17 protein-coding genes are annotated in these 17273 nt (G+C 41.7%); 9 read left to right on the forward strand and 8 right to left on the reverse strand.

The window, feature by feature from the left end:
* Nucleotides 1-21: 21 nt before the first annotated feature.
* Complete coding sequence (locus C1A12_RS17540) at nucleotides 22-825, reverse strand: alpha/beta fold hydrolase (RefSeq protein WP_235001652.1); 804 nt, start codon at nucleotides 823-825, stop codon at nucleotides 22-24.
* A 271-nt stretch (nucleotides 826-1096) separates the two neighbouring features.
* On the opposite strand from C1A12_RS17540, the gene C1A12_RS17545 reads away from it, so the two are divergent.
* From C1A12_RS17545 to C1A12_RS17555, 3 genes are all read left to right on the forward strand, one after another.
* A complete protein-coding gene (locus C1A12_RS17545; protein ID WP_101845944.1) occupies nucleotides 1097-1807 on the forward strand; it encodes a hypothetical protein in 711 nt (236 codons plus the stop codon).
* Between the two features lies 1 nt (nucleotide 1808).
* Complete coding sequence (locus C1A12_RS17550) at nucleotides 1809-2561, forward strand: hypothetical protein (RefSeq protein WP_101845946.1); 753 nt, start codon at nucleotides 1809-1811, stop codon at nucleotides 2559-2561.
* A gap of 300 nt (nucleotides 2562-2861) precedes the next feature.
* Nucleotides 2862-4316 carry a carbon starvation protein A gene (locus tag C1A12_RS17555; RefSeq protein WP_101845948.1) on the forward strand — a complete coding sequence of 485 codons (1455 nt, stop codon included), beginning with the start codon at nucleotides 2862-2864 and terminating at the stop codon, nucleotides 4314-4316.
* A 73-nt stretch (nucleotides 4317-4389) separates the two neighbouring features.
* On the opposite strand, the gene C1A12_RS17560 is transcribed toward C1A12_RS17555, so the two are convergent.
* From C1A12_RS17560 to C1A12_RS17580, 5 genes are all read right to left on the reverse strand, one after another.
* Nucleotides 4390-4602 (reverse strand): helix-turn-helix domain-containing protein, encoded by a 213-nt coding sequence (locus C1A12_RS17560; protein ID WP_101845951.1) that lies wholly within the window; start codon nucleotides 4600-4602, stop codon nucleotides 4390-4392.
* Nucleotides 4592-4744: a YvrJ family protein gene (locus tag C1A12_RS17565; RefSeq protein WP_101845953.1), complete on the reverse strand. Its 153-nt coding sequence runs from the start codon at nucleotides 4742-4744 to the stop codon at nucleotides 4592-4594. The genes C1A12_RS17560 and C1A12_RS17565 overlap by 11 nt, the downstream gene beginning before the upstream one ends.
* Before the next feature lie 2 nt (nucleotides 4745-4746).
* Nucleotides 4747-5247 (reverse strand): sigma-70 family RNA polymerase sigma factor, encoded by a 501-nt coding sequence (locus C1A12_RS17570; protein ID WP_101845955.1) that lies wholly within the window; start codon nucleotides 5245-5247, stop codon nucleotides 4747-4749.
* 235 nt (nucleotides 5248-5482) lie between these two features.
* On the reverse strand, nucleotides 5483-7522 hold the full coding sequence (locus tag C1A12_RS17575; protein WP_101845957.1) for a bifunctional UDP-sugar hydrolase/5'-nucleotidase: 2040 nt from the start codon (nucleotides 7520-7522) through the stop codon (nucleotides 5483-5485).
* 401 nt (nucleotides 7523-7923) lie between these two features.
* Nucleotides 7924-9033 (reverse strand): NADH:flavin oxidoreductase, encoded by a 1110-nt coding sequence (locus C1A12_RS17580; RefSeq protein ID WP_101845958.1) that lies wholly within the window; start codon nucleotides 9031-9033, stop codon nucleotides 7924-7926.
* 196 nt (nucleotides 9034-9229) lie between these two features.
* Between C1A12_RS17580 and C1A12_RS17585 the strand changes: the two genes are divergently transcribed.
* Nucleotides 9230-9850, forward strand: coding sequence for a flavodoxin family protein (locus C1A12_RS17585; RefSeq protein WP_145997061.1), 621 nt, complete (start codon nucleotides 9230-9232; stop codon nucleotides 9848-9850).
* An 18-nt stretch (nucleotides 9851-9868) separates the two neighbouring features.
* On the opposite strand, the gene C1A12_RS17590 is transcribed toward C1A12_RS17585, so the two are convergent.
* Nucleotides 9869-11260 carry a DUF2254 domain-containing protein gene (locus C1A12_RS17590; protein ID WP_101845962.1) on the reverse strand — a complete coding sequence of 464 codons (1392 nt, stop codon included), beginning with the start codon at nucleotides 11258-11260 and terminating at the stop codon, nucleotides 9869-9871.
* 151 nt (nucleotides 11261-11411) lie between these two features.
* Between C1A12_RS17590 and C1A12_RS17595 the strand changes: the two genes are divergently transcribed.
* Nucleotides 11412-12674, forward strand: a complete 1263-nt coding sequence (locus C1A12_RS17595; RefSeq protein ID WP_101845964.1) for a cytochrome P450 — start codon at nucleotides 11412-11414, stop codon at nucleotides 12672-12674.
* Nucleotides 12675-12728: 54 nt separating this feature from the next.
* A complete protein-coding gene (locus C1A12_RS17600; RefSeq protein ID WP_101845966.1) occupies nucleotides 12729-13085 on the forward strand; it encodes a DUF2512 family protein in 357 nt (118 codons plus the stop codon).
* A 45-nt stretch (nucleotides 13086-13130) separates the two neighbouring features.
* On the opposite strand, the gene C1A12_RS17605 is transcribed toward C1A12_RS17600, so the two are convergent.
* On the reverse strand, nucleotides 13131-13907 hold the full coding sequence (locus tag C1A12_RS17605) for a TatD family hydrolase (RefSeq protein WP_101845968.1): 777 nt from the start codon (nucleotides 13905-13907) through the stop codon (nucleotides 13131-13133).
* Nucleotides 13908-14024: 117 nt separating this feature from the next.
* On the opposite strand from C1A12_RS17605, the gene C1A12_RS17610 reads away from it, so the two are divergent.
* The 3 genes from C1A12_RS17610 to C1A12_RS17620 all read left to right on the forward strand — a co-directional run bounded on the left by C1A12_RS17610 (nucleotide 14025) and on the right by C1A12_RS17620 (nucleotide 17256).
* Complete coding sequence (locus tag C1A12_RS17610) at nucleotides 14025-14984, forward strand: RimK family alpha-L-glutamate ligase (RefSeq protein ID WP_101845970.1); 960 nt, start codon at nucleotides 14025-14027, stop codon at nucleotides 14982-14984.
* Between the two features lie 224 nt (nucleotides 14985-15208).
* A complete protein-coding gene (locus C1A12_RS17615; RefSeq protein WP_159462222.1) occupies nucleotides 15209-16591 on the forward strand; it encodes a HAMP domain-containing sensor histidine kinase in 1383 nt (460 codons plus the stop codon).
* Nucleotides 16588-17256, forward strand: a complete 669-nt coding sequence (locus tag C1A12_RS17620; protein WP_101845973.1) for a response regulator transcription factor — start codon at nucleotides 16588-16590, stop codon at nucleotides 17254-17256. Before C1A12_RS17615 ends, C1A12_RS17620 begins: the two co-directional genes overlap by 4 nt.
* Nucleotides 17257-17273 lie beyond the last annotated feature (17 nt).

The following is a 17273-nucleotide window of genomic DNA, read 5'->3' on the forward strand; positions in this document are numbered from 1 at the left end:
CTTCACTCCTGGAGCTGTACTTTAAGAAATTTGCTTCGTCGGTTTAACCCCTCGATTTCCTTTAAGAAAATCAAGTGTCACCTTATTAAATTCCTTATAGCGCTCAATATTACAAACGTGGCCGCATTTTTCGATTAACTTAAATGTGGCATTAATATCATGTTGAATGTCTTTTTTAAGATTCTTAATAAAAAGATGATCTTCGCTGCCTGATACGTACAGCTTTGGAATACTTTTAGCTAGTTTTGGTACCAGGTCATAACTTTGGGCAACTTTATCTATAGAATTAAACCAACCGATAAAATCTTCCCGCTTCATTTTACTTGCTTCTCTAATAAAAATATCCCGTGATGTTTTATGATTTGCTCTCGGCATAATAATATGAGCGAAAAGGTAGTAGATCCATAAGTGGGGTGTTACGGATTTAAATACTCGTCCGATCAGCAGCAAAAACTTGGAGAATACATTAAAACGTGTGATTGCCCCGGAAAGGACTGCACTTTGTATTCGTTCCGGGTGACTTTTCATCATATAATGAAGGATGATAGATCCCAGTGAGACACCGACAAAGTGAGCACGCTCTATATTTAAATGCTCAAGTGTACGAATTACTTCCTGAGAAACCAGTTCCTGGGAAAAATTATCCCCATAATGACTTAAGCTGGGAGAATTGCCATGTCCGGGTAAATGAATGGTCACTACATTAAAATGCTCACGATAATACTTCAATTGTTTATAGAAAATGTTAGAATTCCCGCCCATGCCGTGAAGCAGCACTAAGTCTTCCTTGCCACTAACCTTGTTGTACACCTTATATTCTAACACGTGGACCCTCCTGAAATACGTTATATATTCATTCGATTAAAGTCTATGTCATTCGACAGAACATCTGCCTCTTCTCATAGTAAAGCATAGAACCGCAGGGGGCTAGCCATATCAGGAGAATTCTTAATTTTTTTGTGAACTTTGTGAATTCAGCTGGTTTTTCAGGTTGAATATGGTAAAAAGTAAGCGGTCTATATCACTCCTTTTCTTATTTACACCTAAATTTCCAGGCTGTTTCTGGTAAAATAGTGAGGAGAAAGGAGAGCTTCTTATGTCATACAATTTTGAATGGTCCTGGAATCTGCCTGAAATTATTCTTTTAGGGATCGCATATTCCATATTTATCATCATTTTTACAAGCTTGTATAAGAAACAATCTGAAAAACCTCATATAGGAAAAGCTCTGTTAATAAGTTTTGGAGGTTTTATTTCTTTTTCAATAGACTTTCATTTTCAGGAGTATCCCGTCAGCATTGCCGTTCTGCCTCTGGGTGTTTGGTTTCTTATATTTTTTATTAAAAGAAGCGATGAAGAACGGTGGCGGATATACCGCGGCTATGCATGGCTGGGTTTTGGATTTAACTATGTCTTTCTATTAACTGGACTGCTGACACCGCTATTATTTAATCTTATGTATAATAAAAATGATCCAACTACATATTTAGCTCACACGGATGAGGCAGATGTGCATCTATCCCATGAATCAGCGGAACCGCAAATCTTACATAATGAACGATTAGCTGCTGAATTGAAAAATGCTCAAATTGAAGAGTTTGACAGTGTGGGGTGGCACCGGGAAGCGGAGGATGGTGAGGAGAAAGAGCGATTTCCTTACGTTTTATCGGGAGTCGAGGCTGAATCAGGAAGCGATTTAAAGGCGGTCACTTTTGTTGAGAAAGATGGAAAAGGCCTCCTGATTCAAACGCAGAACGACCAGCTTTATGTAAGAACAGAGCAGTCGGTGCTCGAGAAGGGAGAGTAAAATGAAGAAGAAGCTTCTAATTGGTACACTGCTCTTGCTTGTCGTACTGCTGACTACTGTATTTATTCTTCCATTCAATATTACAAAGCCGGGTGATCCCCCTGAAAATAGTGTACTTAAAAAGGAAATTGAGTCCAGCCTGCCAGTAGAAGTAGATCAAATTATTGATCGTCAGCAAGTCAGTGACAACCATGCTTTTTTTCCTTTTATCACAGAAGAGGGGCAGCGTGGGATGAGTGTGTGGAAAGTAGAGAACCGGAAATGGACAATAGGGGCTTCGGACAATGGAGGCGAACCAACATTATGGAAAATCGACCCTGAGGACCCCGACACGTTTAATATGATTTATAACTTACATCCTGACGATGGTGTGGATAAGATAGACTTTTATAGTAAGCGAGATCGCAATTATCATATAGCAGGTGAATATCAGACTTATGTTCCTCAAATTATGTCGAAAGAAGAAGTTGACTTAAGCCGGAGTTATGGTGTTCACCCTATTCCTGAATTATGGAAGGAATTGCAACATCAGCAGGGAGCATTAGCTCAATCCAATGGTAACGGAAGGAGAGGCCTGTCCCCAATCAATAGCACCAACAACCATATCCAAACATTGTATGTACCGTATGACGATGAGGGCGAACATATAAGGTTAGAGCAGACGGCTGGAGATCATTCTTTTTCGAATGGAGAGCAGATGGACCTTATTATTTGGATGGATCCGCTCGAGCTGGAAGAAGAACAGATACAATAGGTTGATTCTGATCCCTCCGTATGCTATTTTAAAAGTAATGCCACCTCAGCGCAAAACGACTGCGGGAACTTAACCATTCTCTACTGAGGTGGCAGGTTACATAGGGGAGCGGGATTCTATTTGTGAATCCCGCTCTTTTTGTGTGCCAAAATATACCTGATTATCCTCGTCATGACAGTGAAAACGCTTCAAAATATAGAGAAAAAAGAAAAAATATATAATTTTCAGAATAAAGGTTGTTATTGGGAAATAACCGTTATAGAATACTCCTTACATTCAATTTTGAAGGGAGGCTCAGCGATGCTTACATTTGTTGCATCCATCTTATTTTTATTAGCAGGTTATTTCATATACGCAAAGGTGGTCGAGCGGATTTTCGGCATTAATGACGAGAACCAAACACCTGCCTATTCACATAACGACGGCTTTGACTACGAACCTATGAGCTGGTGGAGAGCGAGTCTGATTCAGCTCCTTAATATCGCTGGGCTTGGGCCTATTTTCGGTGCTGTTATGGGAGCCTTGTATGGTCCTGTTGCTTTTATATGGATTGTTATCGGCTGTATCTTTGCTGGGGCTGTGCATGATTATTTCAGTGGAATGATGTCCGTCCGGCATAAAGGAGCTCAATATCCAACAATTGTCGGGAAGTATTTAGGGAAAAATGTGGCGAAGGTGATTAACTTATTATCGATTGCTTTAATGATCCTCGTGGCTGCTGCTTTTACCGCAGGGCCGGCTGAGTTAATTGCTCAGACGACACCACTGACTTTTATAACTGCACTTATCATTATTTTTGCTTATTTCTTAGTAGCGACCATGCTGCCTGTTCATAAAATCATTGGAAGAATCTATCCGTTTTTAGGAGCCGTTTTAATCTTTATGGCTGTATCCATCGGGATCGGATTGTTTTTCTTTGAAAATCCAGTACCGAATTTAACGGTTAGTAATCTGCACCCAGGCGAGCTGCCTATGTGGCCGCTGCTTATGGTTACGATCTCTTGCGGGGCGATTTCAGGGTTCCATAGTACACAAAGCCCTATTCTTGCGAGAACTCTTAAAAAGGAAAGCGAAGGACGTAAAGTATTTTACGGAGCGATGATTGCAGAAGGGATTATTGCGTTAATCTGGGCTGCAGCAGGTATGGCTTTCTTTGGAAGCACTGGAGGTTTGCAGGCTGCTCTTGATGCTGGCGGGCCCGCGGGCGTGGTCAATGAAATTAGTTCAACAACGCTTGGCACATTCGGTGGCATTCTCGCTATCCTTGGTGTGATTATTTTGCCGATCACAACAGGGGATACGGCTTTACGCTCATCCAGGATGATGCTTAGTGAACTTTTGACTAAGAAGGATACGAGTGCTCATGCTGCACCAAGTAAGCTGAAAAGCGGATTGATCGTGCTCGTCGTAGCTGTACCGGCTTTCTATTTATCTACCATTGATTATAACTTCTTGTGGAGATATGTCGGCTGGTCTAACCAGGTTGTGGCTACGGTAATGCTCTGGTCTGGTGCCATGTATCTTCTTCAACATCAGAAGTTTCACTGGATTTGCAGTATTCCTGCGCTGTTTATGACAGCTGTGGTCAGTACGTATATTTTCTACGCGCCGGAAGGTTTTGGTTTGCCATATGGAGTGTCCATGATCATTGGCGGAGTAATTTGGCTTGCTGTTCTTGGCTGGTTTATTATTCAAGTGACGAGAAGCAAATCAGTTAAACGAAACCGCCCCGTGGTAGCAACTGAAGCTAGTTAATTGTGAGCCTGACTCGAAGATGAGTCGGGCTTTTTTTATGCAAAAGTCTATCCTTTGAGAGCAAAGGACAGACTCACTGTTCTTTCACACAGTAGGATAAATTAAATTTCTCAATTGAGTGGATGATCTGGATTCGAAGTTCCTGCTCTAAATCTTCTCGTTCCCATGGAGGCAGGGTGGCACTTAATTTTTTAATTTTCGGCTCAAATCTGCCCAGGAGTTCTGCTACAGCCCGTTCATCATTTTCCTTGGCTCGCAGCAGCAGGGTATACAGGTTATTCTCCATTTTCTTTTTCCTCCTCTATAAGGTCCAGGACGACTTCTTCTAATCGCTGTATGCTTTTGTCTAATCGGAATAAAATGAAAGACGCGATTACAATTGGGAAACCGAAGCTTTCAACGGCCTGGACCCATAAGTCTAGTCCCATTTCTAATCCTCTCCTTTAAGAGTTTGTCTTAATTTCATGATGACACGCTGATATGTTTTAGAGATTGTCTGCTGAGAAACATTCAGCTGGTCAGCAATTTCTTGAAATGTAAATCTTTGTACAGCGTAAGCATACAAAATATATTGCTGTCTTGGAGTAAGCCCTTGTACAGCTGTATACAAGGCTCTATTTTCAAGAGACGCAAATAGATTACGATTGGTTAAATGGCGGATCACATCCTGACCATCTGATATGGTTTCTACATCCTCAATGTCAATGAACTGCTTCTGACTATACCGCTTTTTATGATAATCCTTCGCTTGTCTCCATAAAGCAGTGTTTACATATTTTACAAAACGGGCTTCAATTTGAAATTGTGGAAAAAGCTGGTGTACGTCACTGCAGTTTGATGTCGAAGGCTTCGTTATGGCAGTTATCAAGGCAGAGTCATTACTTGATTTCTGTAAAAAAGCTTGAAGCGGTTTTTCAAATTCTTTCCTCATTTGCCACCCTCCTTACTATAGAATAAGGGTTGTTCATTAAAATTCACAACCTACTTACGAACTAGTGTTCGTATTTTTGTTCGAAAAAATACCCCTTCTAAGGAAAAGGGGTGAAAATTTTAAAAGGGATTGGGTTCAACACTTGAAGTTGCCTATCGAAATTAGGATTGATCTTTAATCAGCCATTATACGTAAAAACCAGCAGAGCCCCCACTCTGCTGGTTTTAGTATCCTGTTATTCTTCAATTAAGCGCCCGTCAAATGCGTCGTCAGGGTTGATGGTTTCACCGTCTGCCTGAATGTCACGCAAATAATCTGCGAACAGTTCACGCTGAAAGTCAGGATCAGCTTCCCATTCTACTTCTCCAAAGGTGGTGTAGTCATCACCAGAGCCAGTAGATAAGAAGTTGTTCGTAACAACAGAGAAGGTCTCGTTGTTCTCTTCGCCTTCGGTGTAAACTGGAGTTCCATCCCAAAGTTCAATGGAGGAGACCCGTTCACCGTCCGCTTGAGAAGGATCGTAAACTACATTCATACCGGAGAATTGGATTTGCATAAAGTTCCAGTCATCTTCAGCTGGTCCTTCCAAAATTTCTTTGATCTGTTCGCCGGTCATGTCTGCCGTTACATTATAGTTATCAAACGGCAGAACTTCAAAGACATCTCCATACGTAATTTCACCTGCGCTGATATTACTTCGAATTCCTCCGCTGTTTTGAAAAGCGATATCGGTGTCGGCCCGTTCACGCATCGCGTCGGTAATCATATTACCTAATTGACTGACTCCAAGATCCCCGTATTTGCGGTCCCGGGTGATCGGCCCTTCAGTTGTAGAAACGACTTCGCTCGTGATTTCTTCCACCTCAGCCTTATAGTAATCGACGATATCTTTTACACTCTCATCTTCGCCTGCTAAGTGGGAGTAAGTTTCCAGCATATCGACTTCCGATCCATAAATTTCTTTTGAGTCGCGGTCGACGAACAGCTGGATGTGACCAACAGCATTGGTGTACTCATCTGCTTCTACCACCGGGATATCATTTACGTGACCGGCTACTCGTTCATGCGAATGTCCGCCGACTAAGGCATCCAGTCCGCCATTTTCTGCGCCGGCAAGATCGGCGAGTTCTCCCATAATCGCATCTGTTTCTTCCTCATGCCAGCCAGGAAGGTGTGAAGTAACCATTACCATGTCAGCACCCTGCTCTTTTAGCTCGGCAGTCAGCTCTTCCGCTATTGGGGCAGGGGTAGGAAATTCCAAACCTTCGACGTGAGTAGAGAGAGTTGTTTGCGGTGTTTCCGTTGTAGCAAAGCCAATGATCCCAATGGAATATCCACCGATTTCCACCATTGTATAAGGCTGTGCCCAGTCTGGACGTTCACCTGTATCTTCTTCAAAAATGTTAGCCCCTAGAATGGGGTAGTTGGCGTCTTCCATACGATCTTCCAGGACGTCTACGCCCCAGTCAAATTCATGGTTGCCGATAGAGCCGGCATCATAACCAATATCATTCAAAGTTTCAATGGTAGAAAGACCATCGAAAGAGTTAGAAATTAAGGTTCCCTGCATTGTATCTCCGCCGTCAACGACAACGGTCCCATCTCCATTTACGGAGCGGAAATCTTCGATAAGACCTCCGACCATTGCCATTCCGCCTTGTTCATACTCTGAATCATGTTCAATATTTCCGTGTATATCATTCGTTGATAGAATATCAATGACATCAAATACGAGAGGTTTGAAGGATTTAGCTACTTCTTCACGGCTCATAGGCTCAGTCGGATTAAATTCCTCTTCAAAAGAAATATCGAATGCACCTGCCAGGGTAGCATAAGCCACATAAGGTTTCGCTTCTTCAGGGATGGAGTCTACGTCGTTAAAATTGTTCAGTACTTCTAAATCTACATCAGGCTGTTTCCCATCATTCATCGCTAAAGTAAATACTTTGGCCATATCTACCTTAGTAATCGGTTCGTTAGGTTTAGCACCTTTACCTTTGTTGGAAGTATCGGAGAAGAAAATATCCTTAGGATTTAATCCTTCCATTTCATTTGCACGCTGCAGCATCTTTTTAACTTCAATTCTAGTAATCTCAGTATCGTTATGTATCTTTCCATTACCTTTTTCCTGCATAATGTTCTTTTCCATCATTAATTCTGTGTCACTCATGTTAACAGCATCAAAGTTGGTATCTGCCTTAACAGAGTCGGCTTGATAGAGGGATAATGCCATAACAGGGGCGGCAAGAACAGTGAACAGTTGTCTTTTTTTCATAGCTTCCTCTCCTTCAATAGTAATAGTAAACCGTCTCTAATTTAACAGAATGTTCACATTTTAAAAATCAATCAATCTATCTAATTTTACTATACACAGGAAGGTATTTTAGGGAAGGCTGTTTAATTATGTAAATGGTACTATATCAAGCTTTATAATAAGTGAAAATTCTATCATGTATTCAGTGAAATTGCCCGAAGAACTAATGTAATAGGTATATAGATTTATTTGATTCGATGAGTAACAGGTTGATATGCCTATACAAGGAAATGAGTTTGAGAGGTATTTGAATTAATTAAGAAAAAAGGAGGGGGAGATGGGGTGGTGTGGGAGGTAAAATGAACTAATACTTTAAGATTAAAAAATCCGCTTCAGCAGTAGAAGCGGATAAGGTAGATCGTTTATTGCATAAGCTCTCTTTCAAGTTCGTGTTCTTTTATATACGCCAGAGGAAGCAGGGTGCTCTTGAAATCAAATTCTTCCAGCTTCATTCCTTTTTTCGCTTTATGAGGCAGATCAGGATTAGCCAGCGCCCTCGTTCCAATAGAAATGAGATCAGCATGCTCGTTTCGTAAAACTTCTTCAGCTTTGTCAGGATCGCCCAGTTGACCGTTTGCAATTACGGGCAGATGACTGAATTCCTTAGCTGCTTGAGACAGCGTTCGAGTTCCTTCACCGAAAGAAGGCTGGGCACCGTCCGCATCCGTTACGTGTATATAATCGAGAGAGGTTGTACTAAGCTTAGTGAAGATTTGCTCTGCTTCTTTCTCGCCGCCTGCCCATTTGTGTTCTCCATCTGCTACTTTAGCTTGAGAAAGCCGAATACCTACAATGAAGTCTTCGCCTACAGCTTCGCGTACTTCTCCAATAAGTTCAACAATCAGGCGTAATCGATGGCTGATTGAACCTCCGTAACGATCTTCACGCTTGTTTAAATAATCTGTTAGAAACTGGTCAAGCAGGTATCCATTTGCTGCGTGCAGTTCGACACCATCAAAACCGGCTTCCTGTGCACGTAAGCAGCTCTCTACAAATGCTTCTTTTGTTTGAGTAATCTCATCCTCGGTCATGCCGCGTGGCCTAGCAAAAGCGCCTTTGCCTCCATAGAATTCCAATTGATCTCCTTTAGGGGCTACAGGAGAAGGAGCAATTGTTTCATCGGTATAGCTGTTTCCCTGGCTTTGCCCACCGGCATGCATAATTTGTGCAATAATAACGGTATCATTATCGTGTACAGCTTCGACCACAGGTTTCCATGATTCGGTGTGACTGCCATTTGCCAGTCCAGGCTGGTTGTAATATCCCTGGCTGTAACTGTCATCAGGGTAAATTCCTTCGGTTATGATCGCACTGAACCCGCCTTTTGCGTAACGTTCATAATATTTTTTCATTGTGACGTTTGCACGCCCATCGTCCTCAGCACTAATTCGTGTCATAGGCGCGACAATGAAGCGATTTTTTAACGAAGTATCTTTCAGGTTAAATGTTGAGAACAATTGATGATAATTCATAGTACGGCCTCCTTAGCTAACGTTTCTTCTACTTATCCTATCTAGTGGGAATCTCAGATTCAAGATAAATGCTCAATTATGAACTGATGTACATCCTATCCATACCCATTTTCATCAATCTTTAAAAGTGCTTCAATTGTTTGTATCGAAATGCAACAGGGAATATTCCCAATAGTCTATGGAAGGAGGACTAACGATGAAGGCTTTATTTCTGAATGCATCCTTGAAGAAATCTGATCAGACATCAAATACGGAAGGACTGGCACAGGAAGTTATTGATCTTTTTTCAAAAGAAGGAGTAGACAGTGAGATCGTCAGACTTGCGGATTATTACATTCCATATGGGATTGAAAAGGATGTTGGAGACGGTGATGAGTGGCCGCAGGTGTTTGAGAAGGTAAAAGCAGCGGATATCGTTATTTTAGCTTCCCCAGTGTGGCTTGGAGAGAAGAGCAGTCTGGCCACTGTGGCAATGGAACGCCTCTATGGCAGCAGCAGTGAAACCAATGATAAAGGACAGTCCATTTACTACAACAAGGTAGCCGGGGCTGTTGTAACAGGAAATGAAGATGGAGCAAAACATGCGGCTTCTTCATTGCTGTACGGTCTCTCTCATATTGGGTTTGTCATCCCGCCAAATGTTGATGCTTATTGGGTGGGAGAAGCTGGACCAGGCCCTTCTTATTTGGATGAAGGAGGACAGGAAAATGAGTTTACAAACAAGCATGTAGAAATGTTGGCTTATAATACAATGCATCTGGCTAAAATCTTTAACGAAAATCCGATTCCGGCTAAAGGCAACGTAATGGAGGAGTAGGAGTTAAGAAACGGACGTCTAGGAAGAAGAGGACGTCCGTTTTAAATGATATTCAATTGATTTATACTCCTTTTCATGGTTCGTGAAATAGGCAAGTTCGTTAAGTTTCTCTAAATAATATTTTTTGTCTAAGTCGTACATGTAGTTCTGAAAAACCTGCTCGGTTGTGCTGCCGGCGAAGGACCATAAGGTATCGTGTTTATCCTTCGTGATAACTTGTGCGAGCATACTCAATACAGCAATCAGCTCGGTCATAATTGTAAAGTTGCCCTCTGCGGCATTCCGAATCGTGCTGAACGCTGTATGCAAATAGTATTCAAAATCCTCACGTGGTACGATGATCCTTGTCTGGCCCTGATTATCATGCATGTAAGGGCTGAACGTTGCTTTCTCATCAATATCTACAAGCAGGTCCGAAATATGGTGAAGTGTTGAAACTGCCGTTTGAGGGTCTGAATTACCGACGGCTTTTACGGCGATTTCACTTAATTTCATCATTCCTAGCTTCATTTCCTGTATTTCTGTTTTCTTATGCCCGGATTCAATCAGATTGAGATAGGTAGATTTGTTTACATGATTCTGTCCGGGCCCCCAGTATGACAACAAAATATTTTCTTTCAGCGCAAAGTCACCGATTTTTTTGTGGAATTGAATAATAATGTTATCTTTCTTTGCCTGCTTAACCATTTCTTTGAAATAGACGGTTTGAATATACCCGCTTTTTGGGATTTTGACAAACTGGCGTTCATCTGTATATTCATCCATTAAATTGCCGGGCTCATAGCTGCTGCTTTCGTCAAAGCCATATTTTTTCGATTCTTTAATCGTCGCTTTAGAAGTTTTTTTCATCGCATAAGTAAAATTGTGAACCTGCATCCAGCTGGCCGCATGGTTTATAAAAAAGATAAAGGTAATAATAGTTAAAGCGGCAAGTAAGACGGCCATTACCGGGATGGCAGAGTATAGTTCATTTTCATTGTTCGTAAGAAATAAGAAAATGACCAATACATAAATAAAGCTGCCGTGAAAAATGCCTAATAAATGCTGTGTGGTTTTATCAGCGATAAAATTAAACATCATCCGAGGAGAAAACTGATCGCTGAAATTAGTTAAAACAACAAGGAGCGAGTTCAGTGTGAATGCGCTCAATGTTAAGATGCCTCCGATTAAAGCGCTGACTAAGATTTGTGTTGCATCTCCTCCGGAAGTAAACCAGGGGTGAACATAGGTAGAGATATTCACCTTAAGGTCGAGGGTAATTGTCAGCGCTATAACGAAGGTCGATGCAATAATGTACAGAAGCGGCATCGACCATAATGTCATCTGCAGCTCATTTTTTCTCTGCCGGCTCGACATTTGTAAATATTTACGCATTTCTAATGGGACGAAATTCATCCACCTTTTCTTCACCCTGCAGTCCTCCTGTTCATTAAGTTCTTTAATTTCATACCCTGCCTAATTAGGAAAATAACCATTAAATCTTTTTTACAAAGTTTATAATTTCAGCAGGAAAGGGAAAGGAATGGAATAATAAGTATCCCAATATAAAAGGAGATTAACCATGAAAAAAATTCCTGAATCTAACCGGTTGGATCAAACGATTAATGTTTTGCGTGAGGGGTATCAGTTTCTACCTAAACGGTTTAAGCAATTACATACAGATGTGTTCCAAATGAGCCTGCTCGCTGAGAAAGTAATTTGTTTAACTGGAGAGGAAGGCGCCAAGTTATTTTATGATAGGGACAAGTTCCAACGGAAGGGGGCACTTCCAAAACGGATCGAAAAGTCCCTGTTTGGAGAAAATGCTATTCAAAGTATGGATGGCGATCCTCATGAACACCGAAAGCTTCTCTTTATGTCGTTAATGACTGAAGAGCATTTACAAAGGCTGCATGACTTAACATTACGGTACTGGAGAGAACAGGCTTCAGGATGGGGAAGTGAAGTCGTGTTATTTGAAGAAGCGAAGCAGGTTCTGTGCAAGGCCTGCTGTGAATGGGCGGGTATTCCTTTAAAGCAGGAAGAGGTTAAAGACCGGGCAGAACAGTTATGGCTTATGATTGATGCGTTTGGGGCAGTTGGACGCAGGCACTGGAAGGGGCGGCACTCCAGAAAGGAATCTGAACAATGGATGATAGATAAGATTTTAGATGTACGACAGCTTAAGCTGGATGCCCCTGAAGATTCAGCCCTCTATAAGATGGCCTTTCATCGTACTTTAGAGGGGGATCATTTAGATGCTAGAATGGCTGCTGTGGAACTGTTAAACGTGATCAGACCTACCGTAGCTGTTGCAGCATATATTGCGTTTGGAGCCTTAGCGATACACGAGGACAAAGAGCTGGAAGCAAAAATCAGGACAGATGAGAATGCATATATGGAGTGGTTTGCAAAAGAAGTAAGACGCTTATTCCCATTTGTTCCATTCCTTGGTGCTCGTGTAAAGCAGGATTTCAACTGGAAGGGATATCCTTTTAAGGAAGGTCGTTTAGTACTTTTAGATATACATGGAACCAACCATGATCCTAGACTGTGGGAGGAGCCGCACGCCTTTAGACCTGAGAGATTTGAAGACTGGAACGGTGGATTGTTTGACTTAATTCCTCAAGGAGGAGGAGATCACTATAAAGGCCATCGCTGTCCGGGGGAATGGATCACGATGGAAGCGATCAAAGCGAGTATGAAGTTCTTAGTTGAAGTCATTCAATATGATGTTCCTTCCCAGGATTTAAGCTACAGCTTGAGAAGGATGCCTTCTCTTCCTAAAAGCCGGATGATCTTATCAAATGTTCAACTAAAAGGGGAGGAGCGTATAGAAGGTTAAAGGTAAGCTAAAGCTAATACACAGCATGTTTCTTACTTAGAAAGAGGGAGTCTCATGATTAGTGTATGGGTTAAAGCCTTCGTATTACCTGTTTTGTTAGTATTAGCCGGCTACTTCCTTGAAGGCGTTCAATTTGGCGCTGTCTGGCAGCCGCTCCTTGTGGCAGCTGTACTTATTGCTGTCGGAGTGCCAATGGAGAATAAGTGGCTCCGTAAAGGGAGTTTAATGGCAGGTGTGTTTATGGACGTAATCGCTGCTTTCTTCATAATTTGGGGACTAGGCAGTATGTTTGGGACAGCAGCTGTTACTTTTACAGCAGCATTTATTCTTTCTCTCATTATCGGGGCCTGTGAATATGTGCTTCATAAACATTTACTGCACAATGACAGGCCGTCACCGGTGTCAGAGTGATGAAAATAATAAGCCGCATGTGTGTATGACCCACATAGCGGCTTATTAAACGTGGGGAAGATGATAAAAGCTGCAAGTGTTCTTGTACAGCTGTTTATATACGCTTTCTAAATCGATTCGCTTGAGTTCACTAATTTTCTTTACTGAATGATGTAGCATTTTAGGGTGCGTCCACTCACTTTTAAAAAACTCCCATGGCCCGTCTGTCTCTACCATTAATAATTCTAATGGGTAGAGACGGATGAGCTGCTGAGTTTTTTCTTTATATAGGCAGTCTGGTGTAATCGAGACAAAATAGCGGTTGCTCTTCATTCTTTCAATGGTTTTAGTACCGCCTTTAAACCAGTGGAAATGAGCTTTTTTTATCGAATGTTTTTCGAGAAAGTTACAAGTGACATCTGCATCTTCATATATCGAATGCAGAGCTAAAGGCTTATTATACCAGGCCGCTTTTTTCATAAACTGCTCGAGTATTTCTATATAAGGCCCCAGATCGATGGCGGGGTTTTCCTGACGTAAATAATAGGGAAGGCCGACTTCACCTATTGCCGTTAATTGATCAGATTGCTGATCAATCAATGTGATTATTTCTTCTATCTCATGTTCACCGGGAAGAGGCTGTTCAGGGTGGAAACCAACTGCAGGATAAATTCCAAGTTTTTTGTCTGCCATATCCAGATTTTGATAACAGGAATCAAGGTTACTAGAAACACTAATTAAACCATCTATTTGATGCAGTCGGGTCTCTTGTAAAATTCTTTCCCTTCTTTCTCTTGCGTACCAGTCAAGGTGAATGTGGGCATCAATTACTGAGTGTACCATGCAATTCTCCTTTACTTCGTTTCCTATAGCATAACGCAAATCAATACATAGTAAATAGGTGAGTGTGATATGGTATACTCGTGCTAAGAGACAGCCAGCATAGAAAGGAGTCTGTTTATGGCCAAAGTTTACGTGATCCATGAAAATGATGAATGGACAGATCATCTCGTCAAAAGGTTAGAAGAGCTTGAATTGCCTTATGAATTGTGGCATTTACATGAAGGAACAATTGACTTAACGAATGAACCTCCTGAAGGTGTTTTTTATAATCGGATGAGTGCTTCTTCCCATACAAGGAACCACCGTTATGCTCCAGAATTTGCAGAAGCCGTACTTGCCTGGCTTGAAAGACACGGGCGCACGGTTATAAATGGGAGCCGTGCGCTGAGGCTGGAAGTAAGCAAGGTTAATCAGTACATGGCTTTAAACAGCGCAGGGATAGTGACACCCCGTACGATTAGTGCGATAGGAAAAGACGCTGTCATTGAAGCGGCAGATAAGCTGGGGGACTCCTCATTTATAACGAAACATAATCGTGCCGGAAAGGGTCAGGGTGTTCAGCTCTTTCACTCAATAGAAGCGCTGAAGGAATATGTATACAGCGAGCAATTTGATGAACCTGTAGATGGTATTACCCTGATCCAGCAATATATTGAAGCACCCCAGCCTTATATCGTTCGACATGAGTTTATCGGGGGACGTTTTGTATATGCAGTGAAGGTTGATACATCTGAAGGGTTCGAATTGTGCCCGGCCGATGCTTGTAAAATTGAAGATCTGGCATGTCCTGCAGAACAGCCTCCGGTAGCTCAAGGTGCTAAGTTTCAAATTTTAGAAGGGTATTATCACCCCATTTTGAAAAAATATGAACAGTTTTTACGTGAAAACGGCATTCAGGTGGGAGCTATCGAAGCTATTCAGGATGAGGACGGTCAGCTGTACACTTATGATGTGAATACGAATACAAATTACAATTCAGATGCTGAAGTGGTTGCTGGAATTCATGGGATGCTTGAGCTGGCAAAATATTTGGAGAAAGAATTACAAAAGGCAGCGGTGAATAACGGACACAGGTAAAAATATAGGTGCCGTAATTGATTCGTACTTCCGGGAAAAGATCGTACAGTTTAATGTACGGTCTTTTTCTTTTATAGAATTCAAGGTCCTTCATAATTTCTTGAAATTTTCAGGGTAGGATGAAAAACAGTGGGCAGGTTTAGTGTTTGATTTAGAAGTGGAATGATTAAGTACAAAGAAAAATGATGTGTCTTACATTTGTAAGCTGTAGTGGAGGAAGAAGAATGATGAATAAAATATCGCTCAAATTAGGTTTGTTCTTTTTCGTACTCATAATCATTATTGAGTTTATTTTGTTTGTCATTCTTTATACCAGCATTTCGGAAGACCGGATTAACGAAGTTATGGAACGATTGTTAGCAAGAGGGAATAGTCATCGTGATGTATTAGAAAATAACTTTAACGCTTCAACGTTAGACCATGTAGCTCTTATGGAGTCGGAAGCCTCAACCGATGTGGTTATTCTCGGCAGGGATTCTGAAGTTTTGGCTGCATCCACACAAGTAAAGGAAGAAAAGAGAGCGATAATTGAGGAACACCAGGCAATGGGCCACCAGTCAGAAGAAATGATTGAAGAAAGGTGGAAAACCGAGCCTTATGTGGCTACCATATCTCCGGTACTCGTTAAGGGGGAAGTCCAAGGGTATGTGTATATGTTTTCCCCTTCTGAAGAAATCTCTAATATTCTATCACAGCTTGCCCGTCAATTTATGATTGCAGTGGCCATCGGCTTACTCGTTACCATATTGATTGTAATGTTGCTGACAAAGCTGATAACCAAGCCTTTAATTCAAATGAAAGAACAAACGGAGCAGTTAAGTCAAGGAAACTTGGATATTGAATTTCAATATTCCCAAAAGGACGAACTAGGTGTCCTGGCTGCATCCATACAAAAACTTGCCGGCGACCTGGATCGTTTGAAGAAGGAACGAAGCGATTTTCTATCGGCTATCGCCCATGAGCTGCGAACCCCTTTAACTTATTTGAAGGGATATACGGACATTTTGTCTAAGCCAGGGCTGACTAGTGAGCAAAAAGAGAAAGCCATTGCCATTATTAAAGAAGAAGCTGTCCATGTGACAAATATGGTTCAGGAGCTCTTTGATCTTGCCAGGATGGATAGTAATGCTTTTTCACTGGATAAAGAAAATATAGATATAGTACCCCTCGTTGACCAAATTAAAGAAAGGCTGTATCCCTTATTAAAAGAAAAAAAGATGAAATTATCAATCGAATGCAAAGAAAGCATTATTATTCCTGTGGATCCCACTCGTTTTAAGCAGATATTAATAAATGTCCTGGATAATGCCATTCACTATAGTCCTCCTCACACCACGGTTCGCCTTAGAGTGGAGGAAGAAAAAGACTGCATTAGGATAAAGGTGAAGGATGAAGGTCCTGGAGTTCCTGAAGAATCACTTGCTCTCTTATTTGAACAGCTTTATCGAGTAGAAAAATCCCGTTCCAGGGCTTATGGGGGAACAGGCCTTGGGTTGTCGATTGTGAGGGAATTAATACAAGCGCATGCAGGGAAAGTAACAGCTGAAAATGCAGATGACGGAGGGCTCCTTGTTACGATGTCTTGGCCGAAGGGGGAGGAAAGATGACCAGAATCTTATTAGTTGACGATGAGCAAAGAATGCTTGAGCTCTTACAGTTGTACTTAGAGCCGCATGGATATGAGTGTGACGCCGTACTTAGCGGAAAAGAAGCCTTAGACTTAGTGAACCGCAGAAATTATCACCTCGTCTTACTTGATGTAATGATGAAGGATATGGATGGTTTTGAGACATGTAAGCGAATGAAAGAAAAAACTGATACACCCATTATTATGGTGACAGCTCGTGATCAAAAGCAGGATATTCTGCGGGGGTTTCGTTTGGGCGCTGACGATTATATTACAAAGCCGTTTGATGAAGACATTCTTCTTGCAAGAATAAATGTTCTGATTCGCCGCCAGGAAAAAGGGGTAAACATTTCAAGTGCAGGGCTTGAGTGGAATGAAGAAATGCATCGGCTCTCGTATGAGGAAAAGGAAATTCGCTTAACCCCTAAAGAATTTAGACTGATCGGCCTGTTGATGAAGCATCCAGGCCGGGTATTTGAACGGGATCACTTACTTGAATTAATCTGGGGAATTGATTCGTACACCGAAAGCCGCACGATCGACTCCCATGTACGAAATGTGCGGGACAAAATAAGAGTTTATGGTTTTCCGATTGATGATTATTTAAAAACCATTTGGGGGGTAGGCTACAAATGGGAGAAATAAGTGAATAGGTAAGGAGG

This window comes from Halobacillus sp. Marseille-P3879 (assembly GCF_900240285.1).
Classification (GTDB): Bacteria; Bacillota; Bacilli; order Bacillales; family Halobacillaceae; genus Halobacillus_A.